Raw genomic sequence first — 12,952 nt, forward strand, 5'->3', positions numbered from 1 at the left:
AGGAGAGTTCCATGCGCTACCTTCCCCTGACCCAGCCCGACCGCGAGGCGATGCTCGCCGTTATCGGTGCCGCGACGATCGACGACCTGTTCGTTGACGTGCCCGAGGCCGCTCGCCTCGACGGCCCCGTCCGCGACCTGCCGATGCATGCCTCCGAAATGGCGGTCGAACGCCACATGTCGGCGCTCGCCAAGAAGAACCTGACCGCAGGGGAAGCCCCGTTCTTCCTCGGCTGCGGCGCGTACAAGCATCACGTTCCCGCCAGCGTCGATCACCTGATTCAGCGCGGCGAGTTCCTGACCGCCTACACGCCCTACCAGCCCGAGATCGCGCAGGGCACGCTGCAGATGCTGTTCGAGTTCCAGACGCAGGTCGCGCGTCTGCTCGGCACCGACGTCGCCAACGCGTCGATGTACGACGGCTCGACCGCGTGCTGGGAAGCGATCGTGATGGCGCGTCGCATCACCAAGCGCGGCAAGGCGATCCTGTCGGCGGGGCTGCACCCGCATTACGTGTCGGTGTCGAACACGATGGCCAGGTTCACCGGCGACGTGCTTGACACGACCGACCCGCGGCTGGTGCCCGAAATGGACCTCGACCGGCTGATCGCGAAGATCGACGACGACACGTCGTGCGTGGTCGTCCAGTATCCCGACATTCTCGGCCGCATCGCCGATCTGCGTCCGCTCGCGGATGCGTGCCACGCCAAGAAGGCGTTGCTGATCGCGGTCGTCACCGAGCCCGTCGCGCTCGGCGCGATCACCTCGCCCGGCGAGATGGACGCGGACATCGTCGTCGGCGAGGGGCAGTCGCTCGGCGTCGGCCTCCAGTTCGGCGGGCCCTATGTCGGCCTGTTCGGCTGCAAGGACAAATATGTCCGCCAGATGCCCGGCCGGCTCTGTGGCGAAACCGTCGACGCCGATGGCCGACGCGGCTTCGTGCTGACTCTGTCGACGCGCGAGCAGCATATCCGCCGGGAAAAGGCGACGTCGAACATCTGCACCAACTCGGGGCTCTGCGCGCTGGCCTTCTCGATCCACATGACGCTGCTCGGCGAAGCGGGTCTGCGCCAGCTGGCCGAGGTGAACCATGCCGGCGCCGTGGCCGCGGCCGAGCGCCTGTCGCAGATCCCCGGCGTCGAACTGATCAACGACAGCTTCTTCAACGAATTCACGTTGAAGCTGCCCGTCGAGGCGCGCCCCGTCGTCCGCACGCTCGCCGATCGCGGCATCCTTGCGGGCGTCTCGCTCGGGCGTCTCTATCCGGGCAAGGACGAGCTTGCGAACGGCCTCGTCGTCGCCGTGACCGAAACGACCACCGCGGAGGACGTCGAAACGCTTGCGTCCGCACTCCAGGAGATACTGGCATGAGCATCAACCAGAGCGGCTGGCGCCCGACCGCGCCCGAGCAGGGCAAGGGCAACGTCCCCGCCAGCGTCACCGGCAACAAGGCGCTGATGCTCGAGGAAGCGCTGATCTTCGAGATCGGCGACAGCCACACTACCGGCGTCGACTTCGCGACCGCGCCCGCACGTGCGACGACCAGCAAGCTCGGCCCGCTGGCACGCAAGGCCCCGATCGGCCTCCCCGGTCTTTCGGAACCCGAGACCGTCCGCCATTACACGCGCCTGTCGCGCCAGAATTACGGCATTGATCTCGGCTTCTTCCCGCTCGGCAGTTGCACGATGAAGCACAACCCGCGCCTCAACGAGAAGATGGCGCGGTTGCCCGGATTCTCCGACGTCCACCCGCTCCAGCCGGTCGACACCGTGCAGGGCGCGCTCGAGGTCATCCACCAGCTCGCGCACTGGCTCGTTACGCTCACCGGCATGACCAGCGTCGCGATGAGTCCGAAGGCCGGCGCGCACGGCGAACTCTGCGGGATTCTCGCGATCCGCGCCGCGCTCGAAGCCAAGGGTGAAGGGCACCGCAAGGTCATCCTCGTCCCCGAGAGCGCGCACGGCACCAACCCCGCCACCGCGGCATTCGCGGGCTATGGCGTCGAGGATATCCCCGCCACCGCAGAGGGCCGTGTCGACACCGAAGCGCTGAAGGCTCGGCTCGGCCCCGACGTCGCGGGCGTGATGATCACCAACCCCAACACCTGCGGGCTGTTCGAGCGCGACATGCGCGAGATTTCGGACGCAGTGCATGCGGCGGGCGGCTTCGTCTATTGCGACGGCGCGAACTTCAACGCTATCGTCGGCCGCGTCCGGCCGGGCGATCTCGGCATCGACGCGATGCACATCAACCTGCACAAGACCTTCTCGACCCCGCATGGCGGCGGCGGCCCGGGCTCGGGTCCGGTGGTGTTCTCGGCGGCGCTCACGCCCTACGCCCCGCTGCCCTTCGTCGAAAAGCAGGGCGAGACCTTCGTCCTTGTCGAGGAGGAAACCGCGGGCGAGCATCACGCCGGCAGCTTCGGCCGCATGGTCGCGTTCCACGGCCAGATGGGCATGTTCACGCGCGCGCTGACCTATATCCTCAGCCACGGCGCCGACGGCCTGCGCCAGGTGTCGGAAGATGCGGTGCTCAACGCGAACTACATCCTGCGCAGCCTCGACGACACGCTCGACGCGCCGTTCGGCCCATCGGGTCCGTGCATGCACGAGGCGCTGTTCTCCGACTCGGGGCTCGCCGAGGGCTTCTCGACGATCGACGTCGCCAAGGGGCTGATCGACGAGGGCTTCCACCCGATGACGATGTACTTCCCGCTCGTCGTCCACGGCGCGATGCTGGTCGAGCCGACCGAGACCGAATCGAAGGCGGCGCTCGACCAGTTCATCGCCGCGCTGCGATCGGTCGCCGAACGCGCCAAGGCGGGCGACCCCAGCCTCAAGACCGCCCCGCACTTCGCCCCCCGCGCGCGCCTCGACGAGACGCTCGCGGCGCGCAAGCCCGTGCTGGTCTGGAAGGATCCCGCACCGCTTGCGCAGGCGGCGGAGTAGGCCCCGAGCCAGCGACACCCCGGCTTCCCGAAGCATGGCGGAGACGGAGCGCGCCCTACGCGCTCCGTCGTCCTGACGAAAGTCAGGACCCAGGGTAACCGAGCGCTACCGTTTGTGGCTCTGGGTCCTGACTTTCGTCAGGATGACGGAGATGAGGTCCGTCAGGCGATCGCGCGGTCGGTTTCGTCCTGGCGGCGGACATGTTCGCGCCAGACGATGTACAGTCCGCTCGCGACGATGACCGGTGCGCCGAACCAGGTCGCCTCGGCAGGCAGCGTGTCGAACACCAGCCAGCCGAGCAATGTCGCCCATAACAGGCTCGAATAATCCATCGGGACCACCACCGACACCGGCCCGAGCCGCAACGAGGTCGTCATCGCGATCTGCGCGAGGCCCCCGAAGATTCCGACGCTCGCAAGGCAGGCCCAGGTCACGAGATCATGAGCCTCCGCCGCCCGCGCGTAGATCACCGACAGCGGCACCAGCGACAGCGCGGAGAACCAGAACACCGTCGTCAGCGCGCTCTCGGTCTTGCCGATCTGCCGGAGCAGGATCGACACGCTCGCCGTCCCGAACGCGCCCGCCAGCGCACAGCCCGCGCCCCATAACGGGAAATGATCGCCGCTTCCGGGCTGCGCGACGATCAGCACGCCGGCAAACCCCGCCGCCACTGCGCCCCAGCGATGCCAGCCGGTCGGCTCGCGCAGCACCAGCGCCCCGAGGATCGTCGCGAAGATAGGCACGGTGAAGCCGATCGTCGTCGCCTCCGCGAGCGGCAGCGCGACGATCCCGTTGAAGGTGAACGCCATCGCCGACAGCCCGACGACCGCGCGAATGATGTGCGCGGGGAGGCGCTTCGTCGCGATCGAGGGCAGGCCGGGTCCGGCGGTGATGACGGCCGACACCAGCAGGCACGCGCCGAACTGGCGGAAGAACAGGATCTCCGACACGCTCGCGCCGTGGCGTTCGGCCAGCTTGATCGCGGTGTTCATCAGCGCGAAGATCACGACCGACAGCAGCCGCATGCCGATGGCGGGAAGGATGCGGTCCGAGGGCATTGCCTGCACCTACGCAAACCGGGCCCGCGATCCCACCCTCAAACCGCCGTCATCCTGACGAAAGTCAGGATCCAGAGCCAGAAGCGCTACGCGTGGTACCCTGGGTCCTGACTTTCGTCAGGATGACGGGGGTAGGGGCGGTGGGATGGGGTGACGAAGCGCCGCGTTCGCGATAAGCGCGACGCCATGATAAAGCGCGCACTCCCCGTCACCCGCGAGGCGGATTTCTCCGCCTGGTACCAGGCCGTCATCACCGAGGCCGATCTCGCCGAGGAATCCGGCGTCCGCGGCTGCATGGTCATCCGCCCCTGGGGCTATGGTATCTGGGAGCGGATTCAGCGCCTGCTCGACGACCGGATCAAGGCGACGGGGCATGAGAACTGCTATTTCCCGCTCTTCATCCCGCTCTCCTATTTCGAGAAGGAGGCCGAGCATGTCGACGGGTTCGCAAAGGAAATGGCGGTCGTCACGCATCACCGGCTGAAGGCCGACGGCTATGGCCGGCTCGTGCCCGATCCCGACGCCAAGCTCGAGGAGCCGCTGGTCGTGCGCCCCACGTCCGAGATGGTCATCGGCGCCGCATTCGCGCGCTGGGTCCAGTCGTGGCGCGACCTGCCCGTGCTGATCAACCAATGGGCGAACGTCGTCCGCTGGGAAATGCGCACGCGCATGTTCCTGCGCACCAGCGAGTTCCTCTGGCAGGAGGGGCATACCGCGCACGCGACCGTCGACGAAGCGCGCGACGAGACGCTCAAGATGCTCGAAGTCTATCGCGACTTCGCCGAGGAGTGCCTCGGCCTCCACGTGATCGCGGGCGAGAAGCCCGAGAATGAGCGCTTCCCGGGCGCGGTCGCGACCTATTCGATCGAGGCGATGATGCAGGACGGGAAGGCGCTCCAGGCGGGCACGTCGCATTTCCTCGGCACCAATTTCGCCTCGGCGCAGAACATCCGCTTCCAGAACGCAGCCGGCGAGTTCGAGCTGGCCAACACCACCAGCTGGGGCGTGTCGACGCGGATGATCGGCGGCGTCATCATGGTTCACGGCGACGATGACGGGCTGCGCGTGCCGCCGATGATCGCGCCGTGGCAGGTGGTGATCGTGCCGATGCTGCGCGACAACCCTGACGACGCGGCGATCGTCGACTATTGCAAGTCGCTGCAGGCCGAACTCGCCAAGCAGTCCGCGCTCGGCGAGCCGGTCCGTGCGCTGCTCGATCTGAAACCCGCCAAGGCGGCGACCAAGCGCTGGGGCTGGGTCAAGAAGGGCGCACCGATCGTGATCGAGGTCGGCGGCCGCGACATGGCGGGCGGCAACGTCTCGGTCATCCGTCGCGACCGGCTTTACCGCGAGGACGGCAAGCTCGACAGCGTCGCGACCCCGCGCGATGCCTTTGTCGAAGCGGTGTCGGGCATGCTCGCGGACGTGCAGGGGGCGTTGCACGTCGAGTCGATGGAGCGGCTGCGCGCGAACATCGTGCCGATCGACGACTTTGCGGCGCTCGAGACGCATTTTGCCGATGGCGTGAAGAACCCGGGCTGGGTCGATGTGCGCTGGGCGAAGCCGACGGGCGCGGCGCTCGACTCGGTGGTCGAGCGGTTGAAGGCGCTCAAGCTGACGATCCGCAACGCGCCGATCGGCCAGACCGGATGCGACGATGGCGCCTGCATCTTCACCGGTCAGCCCGCGGTCGAGCGTATCCTGATCGCCCGCGCTTATTGATCCCCCGGGACGCCGTCGTGAACCACGACGGCGTCCTCGCGCTTCTCGGGACGGATATAGATCGAGGCGAGCATGGGCACCGCGGCGCGAAGCTCGCGCTCCATCGCCTCGATCATCGTTTCGCCTTCGCCCATCGTCAGCGTGTCGACGAAGTCCGCGCTGATCGCGGCGAAGATGCTGTCGGGTGCGGTGTGGATCGTCCGGACATGGTTCACCGCGGCGATTCCGGGGTGCGCCGCGACGATGCCGCGGATCGTAGCGATCACGGCGGAGTCTGCGCGCTCGCCGATCAGCAGCCCCTTCGATTCGCGGGCTAGGATCACCGCGACGAGCGCGAGGATCAGGCCGATCAGGATCGACGCGATGCCGTCGATCCGGGGGTCGGCGAAGGCGTGGCTGGCCCAGATGCCGAGCCCGGCGATCAGCAGCCCGGCCAGCGCCGCCGAATCCTCGAACAGGACGATGAAGCCTGCCGGGTCCTTCGAGCGATGGATCGCGGTCCACCAGCCCGAATCCCCCTTGGACTTGGCGAATTCCCGGACCGCGATCGTCCAGCTCGTACCCTCGAGCAGCACCGCGACGCCCAGAACGATATAGGCGATGAGAGGGTCGGACAGCGGCTCGGGCCGCAGTACGTGCCGATACCCTTCATAGATCGATACGCCCGCGCCCACCGCGAAGATGAGGATGGCGACGACGAACGCCCAGAAATAGAGCTCCCGGCCATAGCCGAACGGGTGGGCCGCATCCGCCGGCTGCTTCGCCCGCGATTGGCCGTACAGCAGCAGGATCTGATTGCCGCTGTCGACCAGCGAATGGACACCCTCGGTCAGCATCGACGACGACCCGGTCAGCCCCGCGGCGACGAACTTTGCGACGGCAATGCCGAGATTGGCGGCAAGCGCCCCGTAAAGGACGATATCGTCCTTGATCTTGTTGAGAACTCCATCGGCCATACCGCCTCCTAGGCGAGGACGGCGGCGTCGGCCAGACGCGGAAAAGCCCATCAATGCCTGTGCACCAATGGGCCCTTTTCCTCCCCAGGAAATCGCTCGGTCCGACGTGCGCGCCTGTTGGCGAAATGCCCGTCGAACGGTGGCGGTCAGCCGAGCCGGCCGAGCCGGTGATACAGCGCGCTGAGGCGGCTCAATTTGACGTCGTCGACCGAAACCTTGGTGATCAATTCGCCGATCGCTTCCTTGAGCAATTCGAAATCTGCGGTCGAGAAAACGGCGCGGGCGCGCATTGGTTCGGTCGTCATGCCCATCTCCTTCATGGCGAATGTGTCTCCCCGTTTACAAACTCGAGCAACCGGGGCGGCGATGGCATCATAAAGCCTGAGGTTTGCGGGGTTTGGAAGCGTGAGCGGCAGCCTGGCCGGGTTGTGCTGTCGTTGGACGTTGCGCGGACCCTGTCTCTCTGTAACTATCGTGACAAGGATGGGGAGGCGGAATGGCCGAGCGCAAATTACTGGCAGGGCACGCGATCAGGCGGCTGCGACGCGGGGCCGGACTGACCCAGGCCGCGATGGCGGAGATGCTTTCGATCAGCCCGAGCTACCTTAATCTGGTCGAGCGCAACCAGCGGCCGATTTCCGCAACGCTATTGATCAAACTGGCGGAAAGCTTCGATTTCGATCCGCGGACCCTGGCGGCGGCCGAACCGGGCGGCGGTTCGGAGGCGATCCGCCGTCGTCTGGCGCACCCCATGTTCGCCGACCTGGCGATCGACCGCAACGAGGTCGAGGAATGGCTGGCCAGCGCGCCCGGTGGTGCCGAGGCCTTTGCCCGCGTGTTCGACCGGATGGGGGAGGGGGATGGTGCTATTGCGCCATCCGACGATCCGGTCGCACTGGTGCGCCGCGAGATCGAGCGGTGGCGGAATCACTTTGCCGATCTCGACGCCGCCGCCGAAGCGCTGGCGGACGAGCTAAGGCTGGGTGCCGGCGACCTTTACGGGGCGATCACCGAGCGTCTGCGCGCCAAACATGGCATCACGATCCGCGTCCTGCCCGCCGACGTGCTGCCCGACACGTTGCGGCGGCTCGATCTCCATGCCCGGCAGCTGCAACTGAGCGAGGTGCTCGACCCTGCATCACGAACCTTCGCGGTCGCGTTCCAGCTCGGCCAGATCGAGGCGCAAGCGGAGATCGATGCGCTGGCCAAGGCCGCAGGCTTCACCGACCGCGCTGCCGAACGGCTGTATCGGCGCCATCTGCTGAGCTATTTCGCGGCGGCGGTGATGATGCCCTATGCGCGGTTCCTGCGCGGCTGCGAGGCGACCGGTTACGATATCGAACTGCTGCAGCGACGGTTCGGCGCAGGGTTCGAACAGGTCGCGCACCGGCTGACGACGTTGCAGCGGGTAGGCGCGCGGGGGCTTCCCTTCTTCATGATCCGGATCGACCGCGCCGGCCAGGCGTCGAAACGCTATCCCGGCGCGAGCGGGGCGGCGCTGGTCGAGGCGGAAGGCCGGTGCCCGCTGTGGCAGCTCCATCACGCGTTCGATCGTCCGGGGGACCTGGTGGTGCAGCTGGTCGAGATGGAGGATGGTGCGCGCTGGCTGACGATGGCGCGGACGGTGCGTCCGCAGGGGCGCCGCTTCGGGGCGGTGCGCGCGGAGTTCGCGATCGGACTGGGGGTCGAGGCGGCACTCGCGTGCGGGCTGGTCGCTGCGAGCGGTATCGATCTGACGGGCGCGGCTATGCCGATCGGCATCGGCTGTCGCGGATGCTTCCGCGCGGATTGCCCGCAGCGTTCCGCAGCCCCCGCAGGCCGCGCGTTGATCGTCAACGAACGCGAGCGTCGCACCTCGGCCCTGACGTTCGTCGGCGACTGAACGGCCGATACGGCTGGATTCGCCAGGAATGCGACAGGACGCATGTGATGCGACGAAAATCCGCCTCGGCGATGCGTCCGAATTCGCCGCCGACCGTTCATAGCGGGTTCGCGCCTCACGCGTCCCGACCTGCCTCAGGCGGGCCGATCGTGAGCCGACCCTGAATTTGTGTATGGGGTTTCCATTGTTCGCACCGCCATTGATCAGACGCCCCGCTGCGGGGATCGTTCTGATTGTCGAAGATCATCTGCTTGTTCAAATCACCGCAACGGCGCGGATCGAGGATGCCGGACTGTCGACGCTCGTCGCAGGCGATGCGGACGAGGCGATGGCGATTCTCACGTCGCGTGACGATGTCGCGGCGGTATTCACCGATATCGACATGCCGGGCTCGATGGACGGGCTGGCCCTCGCCGCGATCATCCGCCGGCGCTGGCCGCAGATTCAGGTCGTCGTCACGTCCGGCCAGCGGCCGAGCAAAGCCGCAGGTCTACCCGACGGCGTCGCCTTCTTTCAGAAACCCTACGACTATTCGAATCTGGTGAACCATTTCCGCTGAGGCATAGACCGCGCCCGGTCACCCGGGCGCGGGACGCATCACGCCCCCGCCAGCGTCAACGCCGAAAGCTGCTCGTCAGATAGCTCAAGCGTCATGGCGGGCAGAAGATCCTCGATCTGACGCGCGCTGGTCGCACTCGCGATCGGTGCGGTAATCCCGGGCTGTGCCAGCAGCCACGCGAGCGCGACCTGTGCGTGGCTGGCGCCCGTGTCAGAGACGACCGCATCCATTGCCTCGAGGACTGCCTTGCCCTTTCCGTCGAGGAGGTCGCGCATGCCACCGCCGCGAACGCTTGCGCCCAGATCGTCGGGCGTGCGGTATTTGCCGGTGAGGAAGCCCGATGCGAGACCGTAATAGGGAAGAACGCCAATATTCTCGGTCACGCAGTAATCCTGCAATTCGCCTTCGAACTTGTCGCGGCTGACGAGATTATATTCGGGCTGGAGGACATGATAGCGCGGCAGGTCACTGGTCTTTGCGGCGTCCACCGCGGATTTCAGGCGTGCGGCGCGGAAGTTCGACGCGCCGATGACGCGCACTTTTCCGGCATCGACGAGCTTGCCGAAGGCCTCGAGGACAGCCTCCTGCGGCACCGTGTCGTCATCCTGATGCGCATAATAGAGATCGATGCGATCCGTGCCGAGACGCTTGAGCGATGCTTCGGCCGCTGCCGCGATACGCGTCGGCTGGAGTTTTTCGCCACCTTCACCCGGCAACATGCCGACCTTGGTCGCAATCAGCACGTCGTCACGCCTGCCGCTCGTCCGCAGCCAGTCACCGATCATCGTTTCGGATTCGCCACCCTCATGGCCGTCCACCCATGACGAATACATGTCGGCAGTGTCGATCATCGTCCCGCCACCCGCGACGAATGCATCGAGGACCGCAAAGCTGGCGGTCTTGTCCGCTGTCCATCCGAAGACATTCCCCCCGAGAACGAGGGGGGCGATCTTGAGATCGGTCGAGCCGAGGCGGCGATTCATCATTGGGGCTGGTCGCTTTGCGAGGGGGAGGGGGACGGTGTCGTGCCGTCAGCGGTCGAGTTGCCAATAGGGGGTGGGCCGTCGGGGCGCATGCTGTTCGCGTCGAGCATGGTCGCGGCATCGTTGAGTTGCGCTGCCTCGTCCCGCGTGACCGCGCCGGGTTGTTCCGGAGTCGGGGAACAGGCGCCCAGCAGGGCCAGAGACAGAACCGCCCCGAGCCGGCCGCCATACGCGAATCCCGTCGATAGTCCGCGTCCCGACCAGGCAGGCCGGGAGCGTAGGACCATCGACCGGATCGCGGTCGGACGACGCGGTGCGGGGCGATCCGTGACGAGGATCAGTCCTTGATCGCGTTGCCGGCGCGGGTCAGTGCGTTACCCGTCGCGTCTGCTGCGCGGTCGGCGCTGTTGTTGATCGCAGCACCCGCACGGTCTGCATTGGCCTCTGCGCGCTCGCCGGCGCGGTCTGCGCTGGCGTCGAGACGGTCAGCGGCGTTGTCCATGCGTGCACCGGCATTGTCGAGTGACGCTTCAGCCGAGCCGAGCGCACGATCGCTGGCGGCATCGACATCGGCGACCGCGTTCTGGGTCGTCGCGCTTGCGTCCGCCGCGATGGCGTTCGCCGCTTCCGCGGTCTCGTTCTGCGCATTGTTGCTGCACGCTGCGAGGCCGGCCGTCAGGACCAGCGCGGGGATCAGAAACTTCTTCATGAATAACACTCCCATCATCAAATTCGGCGTCGATCCGGGTGGACCTGACGCTTGTGAGCCGGACGCTTTCCAGTTCATCGCGTGTTCGAACGCCGGCCAAGCGTTTCCGATCCGTCGAGGTCGGGCCGACCCTGAGGCCAGCTTTACTCCAGCGACACGCTACGGCCTGCGTTGACCTCATATAAAGAATTCTTTATATGACTTCCCATGACGATGGCGCTCGAAATCTTCCGTGCGATGGCGGATGCGACCCGATTGCGTATTCTCGCGCTTCTGCGTCGCATGGAGCTGTCGGTTGGCGAACTCGCGCAGGTGCTCGGGCAGAGCCAGCCGCGCGTGTCGCGCCATGTGAAGATCCTGTGCGATGCCGGTCTGGCGGAGCGTCGCAAGGAGGGTAGCTGGGTATTCGTCGGCGTGGGGCGCAGCGATGTCGTCGATCCGGTCGCTGCCGCTCTCGATAGCTGGGCCAAGGCAGAACCCGATCACTGGGCGGTTGCCGACGCGGCACGGCTTGCTGCAGTACGCGCCGATCGGGCGGCGAGCGCGGCGGCGTGGTTCGAGGGGCATGCCGACGAATGGGATGCGATCCGTTCGCTGCACGTCGCCGAAAGCGAGGTCGAGGCGGCGATGGCGGCGATGCTCGGCGATGCGCGGGTCGGTACGCTGATCGACATCGGCACGGGGACGGGCCGGATGCTCGAGCTGTTCGGCGGTCATGCCCGACTGGCGCTGGGGATCGATCGCAGTTCGGAGATGCTGCGTCTGGCGCGCGCCAAGCTGCACGACATGGCGCATGCCGAATTGCGGCAGGCGGATCTGTACGCCCTGCCGCTCGACGACGGGGCGGCGGACGTCGCGATCCTGCATCACGTGCTTCATTTCGCGCAGCAGCCGGGCGCCGCGGTCCGAGAGGCGGCCCGCGTGCTGGCGCCGGGCGGGCGGTTGCTGATCGCGGATTTCGCGAGCCACGACCGCGAGGAATTGCGGCTGAGCGATGCGCATACGCGCCTCGGCTTTGCCGACGATCAGATGACGGCTTGGTTCGACGCGGCCGGTTTGCAGACCGCGCGCGTCGAGACGCTCGAGGGCGGTGAGCTGACGGTGAAATTATGGCTCGGCCGCAGGATTGGCTTGAGTTTGCGTGAGGTGAAGGCGGCATGACGACAATCACTATTCCCCAACTGGCCGAGGCGCGTCGTGCGCTCGAAGAACCGCTCTTTGCCGACCTCGCGGGCGACGTGGGGATCAGCTTCGAGTTCTTCCCGCCCAAGAGCGAGAAGATGGACGCCCAGCTGTGGGACGCGATCCGCACGCTGGAGCCGCTCGGTCCCGATTTCGTGTCGGTGACCTATGGCGCGGGCGGGTCGACGCGCGAGCGGACGCACGCGACCGTCGCGCGGATCCAGCGCGAAACGTCGATGAACGCCGCCGCACACCTGACCTGCGTCGAGGCGACCAAGGCCGAGATCGATCAGGTTGCCGAGGAATATTGGGCGGCGGGCGTACGGCACATCGTCGCGCTGCGCGGCGACATGCCGACGCTGGGTCAGCCCTATCAGGCGCATCCCGGCGGGTATGAGAATGCGGCCGCGCTGGTCGCCGGGCTGGCGCGGTTGCATCCGTTCGAGATTTCGGTCGCGGCCTATCCCGAATGCCACCCCGAATCCGGCGGGCATGACGTCGATCTCGACAACCTCAAGCGCAAGCTCGACGCGGGTGCGAACCGGGCGATCACGCAATTCTTCTTCTCGCCCGAAGCCTATTTCCGGTTCCGCGACCGGGTCGCCGCAGCCGGAATCACCGCGCAGATCCTCCCGGGTATCCTCCCGGTCTCGAACGTCGCGCAGACGCGCAAATTCGCGAACGCGTGCGGGGCGGAGATTCCGGCCTGGATGGATCGGCTGTTCGAGGGGCTCGACGATCATCCGGCGGCCCGACAGCTGGTTGCGGCGACGATCGCGGCCGAGATGTGCCGGCGGCTCTATGCCGGGGGCGTGAAGGATTTCCACTTCTACACGCTCAACCGCGCCGAACTCGCCTATGCTATCTGTCACATGCTCGGCGTCCGCGCGAAGCCGAGCGAAAAGGTCGCCGCGGCGTAATTCATCCCCCCTCCCGCAAGCGGGAGGGGCCGGG

General features: G+C 66.7%; 12 protein-coding genes. 7 read left to right on the forward strand and 5 right to left on the reverse strand.

Annotated features, from left to right (window positions below; translation table 11 throughout):
- Nucleotides 1-11 precede the first annotated feature (11 nt).
- The gene (gene gcvPA / locus ASE89_RS04625; protein ID WP_056674474.1) at nucleotides 12-1,370 is read left to right on the forward strand and encodes an aminomethyl-transferring glycine dehydrogenase subunit GcvPA; all 1,359 of its coding nucleotides are present in this window, start codon (nucleotides 12-14) and stop codon (nucleotides 1,368-1,370) included.
- A complete protein-coding gene (gene gcvPB, locus ASE89_RS04630; protein WP_056674476.1) occupies nucleotides 1,367-2,947 on the forward strand; it encodes an aminomethyl-transferring glycine dehydrogenase subunit GcvPB in 1,581 nt (526 codons plus the stop codon). The genes gcvPA and gcvPB overlap by 4 nt, the downstream gene beginning before the upstream one ends.
- Nucleotides 2,948-3,108: 161 nt before the next feature.
- On the opposite strand, the gene ASE89_RS04635 is transcribed toward gcvPB, so the two are convergent.
- Complete coding sequence (locus tag ASE89_RS04635; protein WP_056674478.1) at nucleotides 3,109-4,005, reverse strand: DMT family transporter; 897 nt, start codon at nucleotides 4,003-4,005, stop codon at nucleotides 3,109-3,111.
- Between the two features lie 186 nt (nucleotides 4,006-4,191).
- Here ASE89_RS04635 and ASE89_RS04640 point away from each other — a divergent pair, with 186 nt between their 5' ends.
- The gene (locus ASE89_RS04640) at nucleotides 4,192-5,727 is read left to right on the forward strand and encodes an aminoacyl--tRNA ligase-related protein (RefSeq protein WP_056675348.1); all 1,536 of its coding nucleotides are present in this window, start codon (nucleotides 4,192-4,194) and stop codon (nucleotides 5,725-5,727) included.
- Here the strand turns inward: ASE89_RS04640 and ASE89_RS04645 are convergent.
- Both ASE89_RS04645 and ASE89_RS20740 read right to left on the reverse strand, forming a co-directional pair.
- Entirely contained in the window at nucleotides 5,721-6,683 is a 963-nt protein-coding gene (locus ASE89_RS04645) for a cation diffusion facilitator family transporter (protein ID WP_056674479.1), read from the reverse strand. The two genes, ASE89_RS04640 and ASE89_RS04645, sit on opposite strands and share 7 nt — an antisense overlap.
- Nucleotides 6,684-6,829: 146 nt before the next feature.
- Nucleotides 6,830-6,988 (reverse strand): hypothetical protein, encoded by a 159-nt coding sequence (locus ASE89_RS20740; RefSeq protein ID WP_166746134.1) that lies wholly within the window; start codon nucleotides 6,986-6,988, stop codon nucleotides 6,830-6,832.
- Between the two features lie 191 nt (nucleotides 6,989-7,179).
- Here ASE89_RS20740 and ASE89_RS04650 point away from each other — a divergent pair, with 191 nt between their 5' ends.
- On the forward strand, nucleotides 7,180-8,565 hold the full coding sequence (locus ASE89_RS04650; RefSeq protein WP_056674480.1) for a helix-turn-helix domain-containing protein: 1,386 nt from the start codon (nucleotides 7,180-7,182) through the stop codon (nucleotides 8,563-8,565).
- 199 nt (nucleotides 8,566-8,764) lie between these two features.
- Nucleotides 8,765-9,124 carry a response regulator gene (locus tag ASE89_RS04655; RefSeq protein WP_236701615.1) on the forward strand — a complete coding sequence of 120 codons (360 nt, stop codon included), beginning with the start codon at nucleotides 8,765-8,767 and terminating at the stop codon, nucleotides 9,122-9,124.
- Nucleotides 9,125-9,162: 38 nt separating this feature from the next.
- On the opposite strand, the gene ASE89_RS04660 is transcribed toward ASE89_RS04655, so the two are convergent.
- Both ASE89_RS04660 and ASE89_RS04665 read right to left on the reverse strand, forming a co-directional pair.
- On the reverse strand, nucleotides 9,163-10,110 hold the full coding sequence (locus tag ASE89_RS04660; protein ID WP_056674484.1) for an aldo/keto reductase: 948 nt from the start codon (nucleotides 10,108-10,110) through the stop codon (nucleotides 9,163-9,165).
- Between the two features lie 334 nt (nucleotides 10,111-10,444).
- Complete coding sequence (locus tag ASE89_RS04665) at nucleotides 10,445-10,816, reverse strand: hypothetical protein (RefSeq protein ID WP_031396521.1); 372 nt, start codon at nucleotides 10,814-10,816, stop codon at nucleotides 10,445-10,447.
- A gap of 207 nt (nucleotides 10,817-11,023) precedes the next feature.
- Between ASE89_RS04665 and ASE89_RS04670 the strand changes: the two genes are divergently transcribed.
- Nucleotides 11,024-11,977, forward strand: coding sequence for an ArsR/SmtB family transcription factor (locus ASE89_RS04670; protein WP_031441608.1), 954 nt, complete (start codon nucleotides 11,024-11,026; stop codon nucleotides 11,975-11,977).
- Entirely contained in the window at nucleotides 11,974-12,918 is a 945-nt protein-coding gene (gene metF / locus ASE89_RS04675; RefSeq protein ID WP_056674488.1) for a methylenetetrahydrofolate reductase [NAD(P)H], read from the forward strand. The genes ASE89_RS04670 and metF overlap by 4 nt, the downstream gene beginning before the upstream one ends.
- Nucleotides 12,919-12,952 lie beyond the last annotated feature (34 nt).

The organism is Sphingomonas sp. Leaf30, assembly GCF_001422525.1.
Classification (GTDB): domain Bacteria; phylum Pseudomonadota; class Alphaproteobacteria; order Sphingomonadales; family Sphingomonadaceae; genus Sphingomonas; species Sphingomonas aerolata.